The 16,476-nt window shown below is 63.8% G+C and carries 11 protein-coding genes; 3 read left to right on the plus strand and 8 right to left on the minus strand.

Going from position 1 to position 16,476, the window contains the following annotated elements; all coding sequences use genetic code 11:
- Positions 1-3 precede the first annotated feature (3 nt).
- On the plus strand, positions 4-2,979 hold the full coding sequence (locus ACWFUC_RS12260; protein WP_489625009.1) for a DNA translocase FtsK: 2,976 nt from the start codon (positions 4-6) through the stop codon (positions 2,977-2,979).
- A gap of 103 nt (positions 2,980-3,082) precedes the next feature.
- Here the strand turns inward: ACWFUC_RS12260 and ACWFUC_RS12265 are convergent, their stop codons facing one another.
- Entirely contained in the window at positions 3,083-4,516 is a 1,434-nt protein-coding gene (locus ACWFUC_RS12265) for an NAD-dependent succinate-semialdehyde dehydrogenase (RefSeq protein ID WP_489625010.1), read from the minus strand.
- Between the two features lie 315 nt (positions 4,517-4,831).
- Between ACWFUC_RS12265 and ACWFUC_RS12270 the strand changes: the two genes are divergently transcribed.
- Positions 4,832-6,271 carry a YihY/virulence factor BrkB family protein gene (locus tag ACWFUC_RS12270; protein WP_489625011.1) on the plus strand — a complete coding sequence of 480 codons (1,440 nt, stop codon included), beginning with the start codon at positions 4,832-4,834 and terminating at the stop codon, positions 6,269-6,271.
- Here the strand turns inward: ACWFUC_RS12270 and ACWFUC_RS12275 are convergent.
- The 4 genes from ACWFUC_RS12275 to ACWFUC_RS12290 are packed head-to-tail and all read right to left on the minus strand — an operon-like array spanning position 6,268 to position 9,403.
- Positions 6,268-6,945, minus strand: a complete 678-nt coding sequence (locus ACWFUC_RS12275) for a glycosyltransferase family 2 protein (RefSeq protein WP_489625012.1) — start codon at positions 6,943-6,945, stop codon at positions 6,268-6,270. The two genes, ACWFUC_RS12270 and ACWFUC_RS12275, sit on opposite strands and share 4 nt — an antisense overlap.
- Positions 6,946-6,981: 36 nt before the next feature.
- Positions 6,982-7,575: an SAM-dependent methyltransferase gene (locus tag ACWFUC_RS12280; protein WP_121038354.1), complete on the minus strand. Its 594-nt coding sequence runs from the start codon at positions 7,573-7,575 to the stop codon at positions 6,982-6,984.
- Positions 7,572-8,357: a PIG-L deacetylase family protein gene (locus ACWFUC_RS12285; RefSeq protein WP_489625013.1), complete on the minus strand. Its 786-nt coding sequence runs from the start codon at positions 8,355-8,357 to the stop codon at positions 7,572-7,574. The genes ACWFUC_RS12280 and ACWFUC_RS12285 overlap by 4 nt, the downstream gene beginning before the upstream one ends.
- Positions 8,345-9,403, minus strand: coding sequence for an acyl-CoA dehydrogenase family protein (locus tag ACWFUC_RS12290; RefSeq protein ID WP_489625014.1), 1,059 nt, complete (start codon positions 9,401-9,403; stop codon positions 8,345-8,347). The genes ACWFUC_RS12285 and ACWFUC_RS12290 overlap by 13 nt, the downstream gene beginning before the upstream one ends.
- A gap of 321 nt (positions 9,404-9,724) precedes the next feature.
- Here ACWFUC_RS12290 and ACWFUC_RS12295 point away from each other — a divergent pair, with 321 nt between their 5' ends.
- Entirely contained in the window at positions 9,725-12,046 is a 2,322-nt protein-coding gene (locus ACWFUC_RS12295) for an FdhF/YdeP family oxidoreductase (protein WP_489625015.1), read from the plus strand.
- Between the two features lie 182 nt (positions 12,047-12,228).
- Here ACWFUC_RS12295 and ACWFUC_RS12300 read toward each other — a convergent pair whose 3' ends face one another.
- The 3 genes from ACWFUC_RS12300 to lpxO all read right to left on the minus strand — a co-directional run bounded on the left by ACWFUC_RS12300 (position 12,229) and on the right by lpxO (position 16,109).
- Complete coding sequence (locus ACWFUC_RS12300; protein ID WP_489625016.1) at positions 12,229-13,299, minus strand: asparaginase; 1,071 nt, start codon at positions 13,297-13,299, stop codon at positions 12,229-12,231.
- A gap of 285 nt (positions 13,300-13,584) precedes the next feature.
- A complete protein-coding gene (locus tag ACWFUC_RS12305; protein WP_199725005.1) occupies positions 13,585-14,652 on the minus strand; it encodes a GGDEF domain-containing protein in 1,068 nt (355 codons plus the stop codon).
- 557 nt (positions 14,653-15,209) lie between these two features.
- The gene (gene lpxO, locus ACWFUC_RS12310; RefSeq protein ID WP_039785901.1) at positions 15,210-16,109 is read right to left on the minus strand and encodes a lipid A hydroxylase LpxO; all 900 of its coding nucleotides are present in this window, start codon (positions 16,107-16,109) and stop codon (positions 15,210-15,212) included.
- Between the last annotated feature and the right edge of the window lie 367 nt (positions 16,110-16,476).

A 16,476-nucleotide genomic window follows, 5' to 3' on the forward strand; every position in this document is an offset into this window, starting at 1 on the left:
AGCATGATTTTCGTCAAATGGTTTGGCTGGTCGGTCCTCTGGCTGCTGCCGCTGCTGCTGCGCACGGTAGCGCGCGCGCTCGGCCGCAAGTCCATCTTCGGCGGGCGCGGTGCCATTCGCCTGTGGTGCGGCAGCCTGCTGCTGCTGGCCGCCAGCAGCGCGGTCGAGTCGCTGGTGCGTTCACAACTGGTTGCGGGCGATGATGGCCCGGGCGGAGCGCTGTTCGGCGCGGCCCTGATGGATGCGCTGGGCGGCAAGATCAGCCGTGGCATTGCCGCCGTCCTGATGCTGGGTTTGCTGGCGCTGGGCCTGAAATGGCTGCTGGGTGCCATGTTTGGCCGAGGCGCACCGGCTGGCCGCGATGAGCACCCCGAGCTGGACCTGGGCCCGCCGCGCCGTGGCAGCGCCGAAAGTGAACGATTGCGCATGAGCAGCCTGCACGGCAGCGCCGGATCCGCCCGCAGCAGTTTCCCCGCCAGTACCGAACGCCGTGCCCCGATGCCGCGCGCGCCTGCTCCCGGTTCCGCATCGGCCAAGCGCATGCCGCCGGCCTCGCCCTTCGCCCCGCGCCCCCGTCCGGCGCGCCTGACGCCGGCCCCGGCACCGGAGCGTCCGGCCGGGAACGCACCGCGTGACGACTGGAAAGTGCCACTGTCGGCCCTCACCGGCGGCAGCCGCAACAGCCAAGCAACGCCTGCCGGCAGCGCGCAGGGCGGCAAGTGGCCTTCCATCAATCCGCGCCAGACGGACCCGGCGGCCAAACCGCGTCCGGAATCCGAATGGGCCGCCTTCGAAAGCCTGCGTCCGACCGAAGCCATGCTGGCCCGTGCCGCTGCCAGCCGTGCCATCTCGGCGGCCAGCGCGGCGGCCGATGCCAGCCTGTCTCGCGCGGCCACGCCGTCGCCGCCGATCCGTCCGATTCCGCCATCGATTGCACGCGGCAATCCGGCACCGGCCCAGCCTACCCGCAGCATCCGCATCAGCAGCGTGGGCCGTGCTCCTGAGCCGGGCAGTGTGCCCGGCAAACCGGCCGAGCGTGCCGACGTGGTGCCGACGCGCCTGATGCGCTCCTTGCAGCAGACCAGCGGCGAGCAGGAAACGCCGCCGGCTGCGCCGCTGGCACCTCAGGTACCGCCTATCGTGCCGCTGAGTCCGCAGGGACAGCCCTTGCCGGAATCCTTGGGGCTGGTGCCCTCTCCCGTCCCCACGCCGCCACCGGTCGTCGCCCCTCCCGTGCCGCCCTTCATGGCACCGATGGCGGCCCCCGAGCCTGCACCGCCGCTGCCCGAGCCGCAACCGGAACCGATCGACCTCGGCACCTTCAATGCCCCCTGGTTCGACATGCTGCCCGACCCCGCGCCCGAAGCGCCGCCGGCCCAGCCCGCTGCGGCCTTCAGCGTGCGCATGCCCGAAGCGGCGCCAGCCTACGTGCAGCCGGTGGCCATGGCGCCCGAGGGCTACGTCGATGAGCCGCGCGTGGACATCCCCTTGCCGTCATTGGACTTGCTCGATGAAGTCCCCGAATCGCGCATCGAGGTCGACCCCGAGCAACTCCAGGAAACCGGTCGCCTGATCGAACAGCGCCTGCGCGAATTCAAGGTGCCGGTCACGGTGTTGGGGGCCGAGGCCGGTCCGGTGATTACCCGTTTCGAAGTGGAGCCGGCACAAGGCGTACGTGGCGCTCAGGTGGTGAACCTGGTGAAGGATCTTTCACGTGCCCTGGGTCTGACCTCGATTCGCGTGGTCGAGACCATTCCCGGCAAGACCTGCATGGGCCTGGAGCTGCCCAATGCGCGCCGGCAGATGATCAAGCTCTCCGAGATCGTGCATTCGCAGGCTTATCGCAAATCCGCTTCGCACCTGACCATTGCCATGGGCAAGGACATCACCGGCACGCCCGTGGTGACCGACCTGGCGCGCGCGCCGCACATGCTGGTGGCCGGTACCACCGGGTCGGGCAAGTCGGTGGCCATCAATGCGATGATCCTCTCGCTGCTCTACAAGGCTACGCCCGAGGAAGTGCGCCTCATCATGATCGACCCCAAGATGCTGGAGCTGTCGATCTACGAAGGTATCCCGCACCTGCTGGCTCCGGTGGTGACCGACATGCGCGAGGCCGCGCACGCCCTGAACTGGGCGGTGGAAGAGATGGAGCGCCGCTACAAGAAGATGTCCAAGCTGGGCGTACGCAATCTGGCCGGTTACAACCAGAAGCTCGATGATGCCGCCGCCCGTGGCGAGAAGATTCCCAATCCCTTCAGCCTCACGCCCGACGCGCCCGAGCCGCTGGAAAAGCTGCCCACCATCGTGATCGTCATCGACGAACTGGCCGACCTCATGATGGTGGTCGGCAAGAAGGTGGAAGAGTTGATTGCGCGCCTGGCACAGAAGGCGCGCGCGGCCGGCATCCACCTGATCCTGGCCACGCAGCGGCCGTCGGTGGACGTGATCACCGGCCTCATCAAGGCCAACATCCCGACCCGCGTGGCCTTCCAGGTGTCGTCCAAGATCGACTCGCGCACCGTGCTGGACCAGATGGGGGCCGAATCGCTGCTGGGCCATGGCGACATGCTGTTCCTGCCGCCGGGCTCGGGCTATCCGCAGCGGGTGCATGGCGCCTTCGTCTCGGATGAAGAAGTGCACCGCGTGGTGGAATACCTGAAGTCCTTCGGTGAACCGCGCTACATCGAGGAAATCCTGGCTCCGCCGATTTCGGAAGACACGGCCCAGGCCGACATGTTCGCCGGCGGCGAGGGCGGCGATGCCGAAGCCGACCCGCTCTACGACGAGGCGGTGGCCTTCGTGCTCAAGACGCGCCGCGCCTCCATCTCCTCGGTGCAGCGGCAATTGCGCATCGGTTACAACCGCGCCGCGCGGCTGGTGGAGCAGATGGAAACGGCGGGCGTGCTCTCGGCCATGTCGCGCAATGGCAGCCGAGATATCCTGGTGCCGCCCTCGGGGGGCGGCGGCGAAGAATAAGAAGTACAGCCCCAAAAGAAAATCGGCGGACCCTTGCAGGTCCGCCGATTTTTTTTCATCACGCAGGGCGATCATTGCGGCAGGTCATGCGACCTGCCCGGGATCAGACATCCAGCTGCGTCACCAGCTTGGTGTTGATGTAAGCCTCGATGGCCTCGGTACCGCCTTCGGAACCGTAGCCGCTGTCCTTGATGCCGCCGAAGGGCAGTTCCGGCAGCGCCAGGCCCAGGTGGTTGATGGTCAGCATGCCGCTTTCCACGCGCGCGGCCAGGGCGTGCTTGGTCTTGGCCGACTTGGCGAAGGCATAGGCGGCCAGGCCGAAGGGCAGGCGGTTGGCTTCGGTGATCACTTCATCCAGGGTCTCGAAGGAATTGATGATGGCCAGCGGACCGAAGGGCTCCTCGTTCATCACGCGGGCCTCCAGCGGGACATTGGTCAGCACGGTCGGCTGGAAGAAATAACCCTTGTCGCCGATGCGCTTGCCACCGGTGCGCAGTTGCGCGCCTTGCGAGACGGCATCATCGATCAGCGCTTCCAGCGCCGGGATGCGGCGCTTGTTGGCGACCGGGCCCATGCCCACGCCGGCTTCCAGGCCATTGCCTACCTTCAGCTGTTCGGCATAGGTGACGAACTTGTCGACGAAGGCGTTGAAGACACCCTTCTGCACCAGGAAGCGGGTCGGCGAGACGCACACCTGGCCGGCATTGCGGAACTTGGAGGTGGCCAGGGTCTTGGCGGCCAGTTCCACGTCCACGTCATCGAACACCATGGCCGGTGCGTGGCCGCCCAGTTCCATGGTGGCGCGCTTCATGTGCTGGCCGGCCAGAGCTGCCAGCTGCTTGCCCACCGGGGTGGAGCCGGTGAAGGAAATCTTCTTGATCACCGGATGCGGGATCAGGTATTCCGAGATCTCGGCCGGCACGCCGTAGACCAGGTTGATGACACCGGCCGGCACGCCTGCGTCTGCGTAGGCACGGATCAGTTCGGCCGGGGAGGCCGGGGTTTCTTCCGGGGCCTTGACGATGATGGAGCAACCCGCAGCCAGGGCCGCCGAGAGCTTGCGCACCACCTGGTTGATCGGGAAGTTCCACGGGGTGAAGGCGGCTACCGGACCGACCGGCTCCTTGATCACCATCTGGTAGGCACCCGGCACGCGGGCCGGCACCAGGCGGCCGTAGGTGCGGCGGGCTTCCTCGGCGAACCAGTCGATGGTGTCGGCCGCGCCCAGGGTTTCCATCTTGGATTCACCCAGCGGCTTGCCTTGTTCTAGGGTCATCAGGCGCGCGATATCGTCGGCGCGCTCGCGCAGCAGGTCAGCGGCACGGCGCATGATCTTGGAACGCTCGAAGGCGGACATGTTGCGCCAGGTCTCGAAGCCCTTTTTGGCGGCTTCCAGGGCGCGATCCAGGTCGCTGCGGTCGGCGTGGGCGATCTTGCCGATCACTTCCTCGGTAGCCGGATTGACGACATCGATGGTGCGGCCGGAGGCGCTGGCGGTCCATTCGCCGTTGATGAAAAGCTGTACGTCCTTATACATGGGCAATCCTCGTTCGTCAGGTTGGGGAAGGGCCGGCGCTGCCCGGTTCGGCCCAATGGGCTACACGCAGGGCAGGCGCGATGGCCTGGGAAGAATGCAGACAGACCGGCTTGCGCCGCTCTGGTTCACACGCAATGCGAAGCCAGTGAAGCTTGTTGCGAAGACCACCTTTATACCACGCGCTTCATTTTCACGTCGGCCACCAGAGCGCCGACAGCGGCTTCCTACAAGGCTGGACGGGCAGCTCGGAAGCAGGAACAATCGTTCATACGCACCGGTCACACTGCCACAACAATATGCCCAGCCGAGGACTTCATGAGCAGCTCTTCCGACCCGTTTCGTCCCGTCCGCACCCCGCCAGCCGCTGCCCGTCCTCAATCCGGGGAGGAGCCGGGCAGTCCTTCCCCGGGCGTCCTGGTCGCCGCTGCCCTGTTGAGCGCCGGCGCAGGTCTGTGGCTGGGAAGAAAGCGCCGCCAGAAGCGCGTGACTGCGTCGCCGACAGCGCCCCGGATGGTGGCCTCCCGCGCAGAGGAGGAGAGCAGCAAGGCACACACCGGCCATGCCACGACGGCTCATCACGATGCACTGCCGCAAGGACTGGAACGGGCCTTGCGGCTGGTGACGCTGGCCATGCCGCTGATTGCCGCCTGGCGCAAGGGATCGGCTCGTGCCAAGGCGGCTGCCGCCAAGGCCAAGACCGATACACCGCTGCCGCCGGATGCCCCGGCGCGGATCGACATCGTCAAGGCCAAGCTGGAACCGGCCCCCTCGGACTATCTGGACCCGGCGGCCGAGGTCAAGATGATCAAGGGTGGCACGCGCGCCCAGCAGGCCTGGCAGATGACGGTGGCCGCGGTCAATGCGTGGATCGATGACTTCGCCCCCAGCATGGGAGCCGCCATCGCCTACTACACCATCTTCTCGATTGCTCCCATGCTGGTGATCGCCATCGCGGTGGCCGGCATGCTGTTCGGTCACGATGCCGCGCAGGGCGAGATCGTCAACCAGATCCGCGACATCGTCGGTACCGAAGGCGCGTTTGCCATCCAGGGTTTGCTGAAGTCGGTGAGCCAGCCGCGCGAGGGCATGATCGCCGCCGGCATTTCGGTAGTCACGCTGGTCATTGGCGCCACAGCGGTGTTTTCGGAATTGCAGAGTGCGCTCGACCGCATCTGGCGCATCCCCGTCGCCAAGCGCAAGAGTGGCCTGTGGCAACTGGCGCGCACGCGGCTGCTGTCCTTCGGCCTGATCATCGGTCTGGGCTTCCTGCTGATCATCTCGCTGGTGGTCAGTGCGGCGCTGGCGGCGCTGGGACGCTGGTGGGGCGGCTGGTTTGAAGGATGGCAACTGCTGCTGCAGATGCTCAACTTCGTGCTGTCCTTCGTGGTGTTCTCCACGCTCTTCTCGATGATCTACAAGTTCATGCCGCGCGTGACACTGTCCTGGCATGACGTGTGGATCGGTGCCGTGGCCACCACCGTGCTCTTCATCATCGGCAAGTATCTGATCGGTCTGTATCTGGGCAGCACCGGCATGACCTCCGGCTTCGGGGCGGCCGGCTCGTTTGCGTTGCTGCTGCTGTGGATCTATTACTCCGCGCAGATCTTCCTGCTCGGTGCCGAGTTCACATGGATCTACGCCAACAACTTCGGCTCACGCGCGAAACGCCAGCGGCTGGTCAATACGGTGGAAGACCATCACGTGAGCATCGAGCAGGCGCAACAGGTGGTGCGTGCGGGAGACAATCCCCGCTAAGCCGGCAGGATGGCCGCGCACTCTTCGGCGGCCCACAGCCGCAGCGTATCGCCGAAGCCGCCGCGCGCCTTGCTCTGCTTGCGGGTGCTGGTGACCACCCGCACCCGCGCACTCCAGGCGATCTGCGCATCGGTGGCCTGCAAGGCCTGCACCAGTCCCACATCCTCATGACAGGCCAGCGGTGGAAAGCCGCCCGCACGCAGATAGGCCTGGGCGCAGACACCCAGATTGGCACCGTGGATATGGCGATGGCCATCCTCATCGTGATAGTCGCGCGCGAAGCGTTGCCGCACCTCCGGCGGGTGATCGCGCCAGTGGTCGGGCGTGACCGTGCCGCAGACCGCATCCGCCTTCAGCGCCAGTTGTGCCGCCAGCCAATCGGGGGCAACCCGCGTATCGGCATCGGTAAAGGCTAGCCAGCGTGCGCCCGCAGCGATCAGTGCGCGTGCACCGTGATGCCGCGCCAGGCCGACATTGCGCACCTGCAGCGGCAGCACCGTCACCGGATGGCGGCGTGCGATTTGCTCGGAGCCGTCGTTGCAACTGTCGAGTACCACCACGATACTCACCGCCTCACCCTGCAGCTGAGGATGTGCAGCCGCCTTGCGCACCGCCTGCAGGCAGGCGTGCAGGCTGGCTTCTTCGTCGTGCGCGGGGATGACGATGCCGATCATGCTCGGTTCTCCGGAAAGTGGTGGGTGCAGTGCGGGTCAGATCCTGCGCCAGAGGTCGATGAGGATGTCTTCATCCTCGTAGCAGGCCTGGCGCTTCAGTCGCGCGTGCGCATCGATGAGCTGGTGCATGGGCCGCGTGGCCAGCAGGCGGTCATCGAAATCCTTCTTCCAGTGGCAGGCCAGCAGGTGTCCGCCCGGCGACAGGCTGGCTGCGGCCAGTGCCGCCATCTCGGCCATGTTGGGCGCATCGAAGTAGTAACAAAGTTCGGAAAACACGATCAGGTCTACCGCCGGCATGTCATGTTCGGCCGCGGGCCATTGTTCGGGCAGCGACTGCCGCCGCACCTGTACATGCGACAGGTGCGCCGTCTTCTCGCGCGTGATGCGTACCGCTTCCGCGCTGAAATCGGAGGCCATCAGCCACTGGCAACGTGCGGCCAGTTGCAGCGTCAGTTCGCCGCTGCCACAGCCGGGCTCGAAGATGGCACTGCATTGCTGGCGCGGCAGGATGGCCTCGACCAGGGCACGTTTGCGTTGTTCGTACCAGCTGTCCCGCGTCTTCCACGGATCGTCGCTGGCAGCATAGAGCTGATCGAAATGGCGCGTGGCCGGAAGCTGTGCTGCCCTCATAGGAAGAACACCTCGTAAGGCCGCACGAAATGCGCCAGCACACCGGCCGGCAGCACCGGATCGCGTTCGCCGTCACTGCCGATCTGGCTGTGATAGCAGCGCAGGGCGCGTCGCTTCATCATGCCGGTGCCGGTATCGAAGGCCAGCTTGCGGGCGCGGCCCCAAGGGAATTCTCCGCCCAGCGGCTGCGCCCAGTGCCAGCCCCAGATCGGCACTTCCACCAGCTTGCAGCCCAGTTCGTGTTTCAGCTCGGCGGCCACTTCGCCCACGGTCTCGTGGTCGGGATGGCCGTCCAGCCGCCACGGCGCGAAGACGATGTCGGTATGGCGCAATTGCGCGATCAGCCAGGCCTTCAGTTCCAGCCTGTGCTGGCGGATCTGGCCGTCGGGAATGCGCGCGCGCAGGATCTGCGCCTGACCCGCTCCCAGGCATTCCAGCGCGGCCATGCTCTCGGCGGGACGCAGCAGCGGCAGGCGTGCTGCCAGCGGCGACGAGGGCGGGTGACTGCGTTCGCCATCGCTCACGGCGACCACGGCGATCTCGCGCATCATCCCGGCCAGTTGGGCGATCAGCCCGCCGCATCCGAGCGTTTCGTCGTCGGGATGCGGTGCCAGGATCACCGCACGTGATCGCGCGGGCACCAGCTGGCTCAGTTCCAGTTCCGGCAGGGCATGCAGGCGCTGGCAGGATTGCCACACATCCTCGGCGGTGCCGTGGGCGATGTCGATATGGCGCGCAGGAGCGGCCGTCCTGGCCGATGGGGGCGGCTTTACAGTAAGCATGGGGAGGACTCCTCTTCAAGACTGGCCTTGGCCAGCGCGGTCATGTCGCGTTCGGCGTGGCTCTGGCGCAGCCACACCGGCAGATCGGCCAGCAGGCGCGCACTGTGCCGGCTGCCGCAATAGGGATGGGGACCGAGGGCAGCCCCCAGGTCCGCGATGATCTGCAGGCAGGCACGCTCCACGGTCAGACGCGTGCGCAGGGCGTCCTGCATGGCATTGGCACGCGGATGGGCATCGATGCGTGCAGCGCTCTCGCGCAGGCAGGCCGCTGCTGCATGCCCGGCGCACAGTGCGCTGCCCAGCCGGGCCAGCGCATGGCTGTCCGCACGCTGCGCCAGGCCTTGGCGCAGCACCGATACCAGCGCGGTAGCAGCGCCGTGCCAGCAGGCGGCAATGCCGATGCCACCCTGCCAAAAACCGGGACGGTCCAGATAGAAGCCCGGACCGCCGATCACCTGCGCGGTGACCGTACGCAATTGCAGGCGCGCAGTGCGGGTGGCAGCCATGCCGATGGCAGCCCAGTCGTCCTCGATGATGCTGACGCCCGGCTGGCACAGTTCAATGGCCAGCAGCCAATAGCGGTCTTGCTCGTCGAGATGGCCGAGCAGCGCATGCGTGACGGCGGCTGCGCCCGAGCACCAGGATTTTTCGCCGTCCAGAATGACCTGATCACCTTGCTCACGCAGGTGCAGGCTGCCGGGCCGGCCTTGCGCGCACCACACGCCCCAGATCGAATGCGGTGGTACCGGGGCGTGGGCTTCAGCCAGGATGGCAAGGGCATCGGTATGCGCTTCGAACAGCTTGGCCAGCGACAGATCCTGCGCGGCCACGGCCGCCAGTGCCTGCCAGCGCGCAAGCGTCTCGCCGTGGCCCGGCAGGGGCAGACGGTCCAATCCCGCTGTCACCAGCTGGCGCAGCAGCCGCGCGGTGACGGTGGGTAGCTGGGCGTGCGGGGTTTGGTGCAAGGCAGGCGCAATGAATTCCTCCAGCGCTGCAGGCAGCGAGGGACAGGGTGGGGCGTAGCGGCGGGTGGAGCTGCTCATCATGATGAGGGGCACAGAGGCGCACGGGCTGTGCAATGGTGACGAGTATGAGTGCCTTCGCATCTGCAAGCTGTCGGTGCGCTACCGTGTTTGACGTAGGAATCCGGTAAGCGCTCGCATCCCGCCGAGCCCGTGCGCGCAAGCGCTGACGCCCTCTGTAGGAATCCGATGCGCTGTAAAACCGTCACGCGCCTACAGCCAAATTGCGCGCTCACTTTCATCATGGCGATCCGGACGCAGAAGTCTTCCATGCGCCGCGCCAAAGGGCGACCACGTGACCATGCAGTGCGCCCCCCACGAATGCATCACGCTCGGAGAAGCGACATGAAAACCAAGGATATCCCCGAAGAAGCGACGTTCGACGAATACAACAATGCTGCCGGCGGCTGGGGCTCGGTCAAGGCGCTGGGTGCCATCCTGCAGCAGGAGCACGTCATCGCCACCGGCACGCGCATCCTCATGAAGCAGAACAAGCCGGACGGCTTTGCCTGCGTCAGCTGTTCCTGGGCCAAGCCGGCTGATCCGCATCTGTTTGAATTCTGCGAGAACGGTGCCAAGGCCACCGCTTGGGAGATTACCGGCAAGCGCGCCACCCCCGAATTCTTCGCCCAGCATACTGTCACCGAGATGGAGAGCTGGAACGATCTCGAACTGGAATCCACCGGCCGCATCACCGAGCCCATGAAATACGATGCCGCCAGCGACCGCTACCTGCCGGTCTCGTGGAACGAAGCCTTCGATGACATCGCGGCGCAACTGCGTGCCATGGATCCGAAGAAGGTGGTGTTCTACGCGTCGGGCCGGGCCTCGCTGGAGACCTCGTACATGTATCAGCTGATCGCACGCATGTACGGCACCAATAACCTGCCCGACAGTTCCAATATGTGCCACGAGTCCACTTCCGTGGCACTGCCGCAGACCATCGGCGTGCCTGTGGGGACGGTCAGGCTGGACGATTTCGAGCACACCGGGTGCATCCTCTTCTTCGGCCACAACACCGGCACCAATGCGCCGCGCATGCTGCATCAGCTGGAAGAGGCGCGCAAGCGCGGCGTACCGGTGATCACCTTCAATCCCTTGCGCGAGCGCGGACTGGAACGCTTCGTCAACCCGCAATCGCCCAAGGAGATGATCACCCCGGCGCACACCGATATCAGTTCGCAATATCTGCAGATCAGGATTGGCGGCGACACGGCAGTCGCCATCGGCATGGCCAAGCGCATCCTGGAACGTGACGAACGCGCCCGCACGCAAGGCTTGCCGCGCCTGCTGGACCAGGCCTTCATCGATGAGCACACCAGCGGCTTCGAGGAGTTCGCCGCCGCTGCGCGTGCCGCCGAGTGGGCCGAGATTGAACGCCACGCCGGCGTCTCGCGCGCAGAGCTGGAGCTGGCGGCCGATACCTATGCCGCTGCGGACAGTGCCATGCTCATGTATGGCATGGGCATTACCCAGCATCGTGAAGCGGTGCGTGCCATCCACATGCTGACCAATCTGCTGCTCATGCGCGGCAATATCGGCAAGCCGGGCGCGGGCATCTGCCCCATCCGCGGCCATTCCAACGTGCAGGGTCAGCGCACCGTGGGCATCACCGAAAAACCGGAGATGGTGCCCAATGACAAGCTGCGCGCGCTCTATCATTTCGAGCCACCGATGGAAAAGGGCCTCAACACGGTGGAAGCCTGCGAAAAGATTCGTGATGGCGAACTGTCCGCCTTCTTCATGCTGGGCGGGAATTTCGTGCGGGCCATTCCCGATCATGGGGTGATGGAACCCGCCTGGCGCAAGCTGCCGCTGACGGTGCAGGTGGTGACGCACTTCAACCGTTCCTGCGTCATCCATGGCAAGACGTCCTACGTGTTGCCCTGCCTGGGCCGCATCGAGATCGACCAGCAACGCGGCGGCGAGCAGGCCGTGTCCGTGGAAGACAGCACCGGCTGCATGCATGGCTCGCGCGGGCGGGTCAAACCGGCCTCGCCGCATCTGCTGTCGGAACCGGCCATCCTGGCCGAACTGGCCAAGCGACTGCTGCCGGTCAATCCGCAGGTGGACTGGGATGCGTGGGTCGGCGACTACGCCCTGATTCGCGATGCTATCGAGGCCACCTATCCTGACATCTTCCGCGACTTCAATGCACGCATGTGGACACCAGGCGGTTTCGCGCGCCCGCTGGCGGCGCGCGAACGGCAATGGAAGACTCCCAACGGCAAGGCCAACTTCAAGACCCCAGACGGCTTTGATCCTGATCCCGACATGCCTGGCGATGCCCCCGGCGTGTTGCGGCTCATGACCACGCGCGGTGACAGTCAATTCAATACGACCGTCTATTCGCTGGATGACCGCTTCCGTGGCGTGTGGGGCACGCGTCGCGTGCTGCTGATGAATCTGCGCGATTTGCAGCAGCAGGGATTGGGCGCAGGGGATTTCGTCACGGCCGAGACAGTGTCGGATGACGGCGTGCAGCGCCGCGTCGAGCATCTGCGCGTGGAGCCTTTCGATATTCCGGTGGGCTGCGTGATGGGTTATTTCCCTGAACTCAACCGGCTCATCCCGCTGTTCCATCATGCACGCGGCAGCAAGGTGCCGGCGGCGAAGTCGATTCCGATTCGCTTGATTCCGGAGATTGGGGAGCCGGTGTTGTCGTGATTCGAGCGATGTATTTTTCTCGGACAAAAAAAGGCCCCGCCAAAGCGGGGCCAAGAGGGAACTGAGGAAACCTCAGGGTTACAACACAAAAACACCTTGCGTACTGCCGTTCAGCTATTGGCTGATAAAAAATTTATATTGTTTATAAATTATCGTAAATCAGCCGCCGGAAATTTCTCCGGTCAATACTTCCACATGATCTTCTGCAATTCCTTGGGATCATTGGTACGGGTCAGGGCCAGCTCGGCCAGGATGCGTGCCTTCTGGGCATTCTGGTCATCGGTGACCACCCAGTCATACTTGTCATCAGGCTGCTCGCCGTTGCGGATCACCACGCCGCTGCCGGTGCGCGAGGCGCGGATCACCTGCACACCCTTGCTGCGCACTTCCTGCAGCACCGGCACGATCTGCTCGGCCACACTGCCGTTGCCGGTGCCATCATGGATGATGGCCTTGGCACCTGCCGCCACGAAGGCGTCATACGCCGTGCGGCTGACGTTGCCGTAGTTGTAGACGATGTCCACGCGCGGCAGGCTGCTGATCTTGTCGATGTCGAACTCGGTCTGCGTGGTGTGCGGACGCGCAGGCAGGCGATAGAAGCTCAGCTTGTTCTCCACCACATAGCCCAGCGGACCATAGGGCGAGCGGAAGGTCTCGACCTTGAAGGTATTGCTCTTGGTGACGTCGCGGCCGGAATGGATCTCGTCGTTCATCACCACCAGCGTGCCCTTGCCAGCCGCTTCCTTGCTGCCGGCCACCAGCACCGCGTCATACAGGTTCAGCGCACCATCCGCGCCCAGCGCGGTACCGGGGCGCATGGAGCCGACCACCACCACCGGCTTGTCGCTCTTCAATACCAGGTTCAGGAAATAGGCCGTCTCTTCAATGGTATCGGTGCCGTGGGTGATGACGATGCCGTCCACGTCGCTCTGCTTCAGCAGTTCCGAGACGCGCTTGCCCAGCTTGATCAGACGCTCGTCATTGAAACTCTCGCTGCCGATCTGGAAGATCTGTTCGCCGCGCACGTTGGCGATCTTGGAAATTTCGGGGACGGCGGCGATGATCTTGTCGACCGGGACCACGGCCGATTGGTAGGCGGCCGTATTGACGCTGGATGCGCCCGCGCCGGCGATGGTGCCGCCGGTGCCGATGACGACCACGTTGGGCTTCTTGTCCTGAGCGTGCGCCGCAAAGGCGCAGGCCAGCGAGAGGATCATGACGGAACCGATTTTCTTGAAGTGTGCCTGCTGCATTGTTATAAGTCTCCTGGTTGACACGGTGAGGCCGCGGGCGATCGCCCAATTTTTCTAAGTCTCGATACGGCGGATCGCGCGGATGAATTCGCGCACGGGGCGTCGAACGTTGGCGATCATACGAAAGCGCCGCGCCGCTGTCTCATGCTTTTAAAACATGAACGAATGCGCGGCATGCATGAGCCCGCCCAATACCCATGCGGCTTGCAGGACAGCACATGGAAAATGCGAACGAAAAAAAAGACCGCTCGCGCGGCCCCTGGTACAGGAACGCCCGGCGGTCCGTCAGAAGAATTCCACCGTATCGTTGGTCGTGATGCCCGAACGCAGCACGCCCGAATTCACCAGTTCCTGGTAGTAGCAGATGCGGTTGCGGCCGCTCTTCTTGGCGTGATACAGCGCCTGGTCGGCATGGCCCAGGATTACCACCGGCGTTTCGCGCGCGATGTTGACGAAGCCCAGGCTCACCGTGACCTTGCCGACCTGCGGGAAATCATATTCCTGCACGTTCTGGCGGAAGCGGTCGAAGATCTTGCGCGCATCGGTGAGGGTGGTCGAGCGCAGCAGGATCACGAATTCCTCGCCGCCGAAACGGAAGATGCGGTCATGCGCCCGGAACGAAGCGCGCAGGATGTTGGCCACCAGGATCAGCACTTCATCGCCATACAGGTGGCCGTAGCGGTCATTGACCTGCTTGAAGTGATCGATGTCGACCACCCCCAGCCAGTGGCCCTTGGGTTCGTCATTGCTGTCGTGCCGGCGTTCGTCGCGGTCCACGGAATGGGCTTCGTGCGGCGCGATGGCGAAGGCGTAGCGGGTGAATTGCTCGTCGAAGGTCTTGCGGTTGAACAGGCCGGTGAGCGCGTCGCGTTCGCTGTAATCCAGCAGGCTCTGGTAATTGCAATAGACGTGGAAGATGCCGCGGATCACATCCAGCATGGTCGCTGCAAAGGGCTGCTGGCTGCGGATCTCCAGGCAGGAATTCATCTTCCCATGCAGCCAGACCGGCAGCCACAGTACGTGTTCGCCCTCGGGCGTGGTTTCGTCGAACTCGTTGAGATGATTGCGGATACAGGCCAGCATGGCCGGATAGGCCGACAGCGGTTCCTTGGGATCGTCGCTGGTCAGTTCGGCGATGGTGTGGACCGTGCCATCGCGGATGACCATCTTTTCCTGCACGAAGTATTCATCGCGCAGCGTGAAGATGTCGAGCATGCGGATGGTCTCGACCTCAGTGAGTTGATACAGCGCGGAGATGACGGAGATGGCCAGGCGGGAGTGCTCCCGGTGGGCCGTGATTTCTACCAGATGCTTGAGCAGCGGTTTTTTCATCTCGTCGTCGATGTCCTGCATGAGCCCATTGTTCTATGTATGGTCGGTACTCGGCTGTGCTTGCCCGGCGTCTTCGACAGCGGGCTGGCTGACATGCCATGAAGCCAGTCCGGCCATCGGCAGGAGCGTAGTCAGGAGCAAGGCATGTCGCAGCGGAATGAAGACGATCCCGGTGCAAGATTCACGCCATCAAGCTAGCACGGAAGCACAAGGATTTTACAGGCGGCAAGCATGGGAAAGAAGCAGTTTCTGCATGTCACTGCAGAAAATTTGCGCTTTGATTGCCGTGTGGAAACTTTAGATCTCGCGTGACTTCCACTTACGTGGGGCTTGGTGAGTATTGCGTGCGTTCTTCCCAGCCAATCCCGCAGTATCAGGCTGAAGCCCAGGCGCATGGCGGAATTGCGGCGATGCGTCATTTTCAGGCAGGCACGTCGCCAGCTTCTCAGCTGCCGAAAATCGATGAGCGGTTTTTGGGGTTTACTTACAAAAAATCGCCGGGCAACAGCCGGCGATATTTGTTTATATCATTCGTAATAGTGTTCCGGATTTCCGATTGCAGAAGCCCGGTTTGCTCTTCAGGCATAAATGATCAGCAGCGCCACGGCGATGATCAGACCGAACTTGGTGATCTTGTAGACGGTCTTGTTCCAGTTCTTGAAGCGGCGGCGATACTGCCCGGCCAGCCAGACGAAGCGGAACAGCTTGTTGACGCGCCCGGTCTGGTCGCCGGTCTCATTGGGCGAGGCAGCCGCGGTCATCATGGTGCGGCCGAGGAAGCCATTGATGGCTTCTGCCCAACGATAGCGCAGCGGACGCTCGACATCGCAGAAGAGGATGATACGGTTCGTCTCGGAGCCGTTCTGTGCCCAATGGATGAAGGTCTCATCGAACACCACGCTCTGACCATCGCGCCAGCTGTAACGCTGGCCGTCGACTTCGATGAAGCAGCGGTCGTCGTTGGGCGTGACCAGGCCCAGATGGTAGCGCAGCGAACCGGCGAAGGGATCGCGGTGCGGATTGAGCGTGCCGCCCGGAGCCAGTTCGGCAAACATGGCGGCCTTCACCGACGGGATGCGCTTGAGGATTTCCACGGTTTTGGGGCAGAACTTCTCGGCCGAGGGATGGCTGGCGTTGTACCACTTCAAATAGAAACGCTTCCAGCCTGCCTTGAAGAAGGAGTTGAAGCCGGCATCGTCATTCTTTTCCGCCGCCTTGATCTTGGCCATCTCGCGCAGGGCCACGGCTTCGTCGCGGATCACTTCCCAGTTCTGGTCGATGAGGGCGAGGTCATCGAACTGCTTCACGGCCGGGTAGGGCACCGCCGGTACGCGCGAAAAGGCGTACATGAACAGGTTGATCGGCGACATGATCGAGGAGTGATCGAAGAACTGCCGCAGGAAGGGCAGGCGTACGCGTCCACGGAAATGGATGAACAGGATGGAAAACAGATAGATGAAGACAATTGCCCACTTCATTGCAGGGTCCTTTGATGTTGCCGGCCTTTTCGAATCAAATGAAGGAAAAGGCTGAGACGGATATCCGTCCATATGGGGTCAGGGCCGGGAAGATCAACGACAGCGCTCGGCCAATGGCGGAACGGCTGACAGCAAACCAGGCTGGAAGACGCCGTGATGCTGCAAGATGCGCGATGATGAGCTGAAATCCCGGTGGCTGCGCACGCCCGGCAGAATGCCGGCAACGCAGAGCAAGCGAGGATTCTACACCAAGGGCTCGTCAGAGTTTGTAAGGGCGCTGATTGCCCTATGTGAAGTTTCCTGCAACAAACGCATGCGCTGACCCAGATCAAGCGGGCAAAAAAAAGGACCGGGCAATCCGGTCCTT

Source organism: Herbaspirillum sp. Her4 (genome assembly GCF_057961335.1).

Bases quoted from the DNA above. Each gene is read 5' to 3' on its own strand.
- ACWFUC_RS12290 (WP_489625014.1), bottom strand. From the start codon at position 9,403: ATGATGAGCAGCTCCACCCGCCGCTACGCCCCACCCTGTCCCTCGCTG.
- ACWFUC_RS12275 (WP_489625012.1), bottom strand. From the start codon at position 6,945: ATGATCGGCATCGTCATCCCCGCGCACGACGAAGAAGCCAGCCTGCAC.
- ACWFUC_RS12305 (WP_199725005.1), bottom strand. From the start codon at position 14,652: ATGCAGGACATCGACGACGAGATGAAAAAACCGCTGCTCAAGCATCTG.
- ACWFUC_RS12285 (WP_489625013.1), bottom strand. From the start codon at position 8,357: ATGCTTACTGTAAAGCCGCCCCCATCGGCCAGGACGGCCGCTCCTGCG.
- ACWFUC_RS12260 (WP_489625009.1), top strand. From the start codon at position 4: ATGATTTTCGTCAAATGGTTTGGCTGGTCGGTCCTCTGGCTGCTGCCG.
- ACWFUC_RS12265 (WP_489625010.1), bottom strand. From the start codon at position 4,516: ATGTATAAGGACGTACAGCTTTTCATCAACGGCGAATGGACCGCCAGC.
- ACWFUC_RS12270 (WP_489625011.1), top strand. From the start codon at position 4,832: ATGAGCAGCTCTTCCGACCCGTTTCGTCCCGTCCGCACCCCGCCAGCC.
- ACWFUC_RS12300 (WP_489625016.1), bottom strand. From the start codon at position 13,299: ATGCAGCAGGCACACTTCAAGAAAATCGGTTCCGTCATGATCCTCTCG.
- ACWFUC_RS12280 (WP_121038354.1), bottom strand. From the start codon at position 7,575: ATGAGGGCAGCACAGCTTCCGGCCACGCGCCATTTCGATCAGCTCTAT.
- ACWFUC_RS12295 (WP_489625015.1), top strand. From the start codon at position 9,725: ATGAAAACCAAGGATATCCCCGAAGAAGCGACGTTCGACGAATACAAC.
- lpxO (WP_039785901.1), bottom strand. From the start codon at position 16,109: ATGAAGTGGGCAATTGTCTTCATCTATCTGTTTTCCATCCTGTTCATC.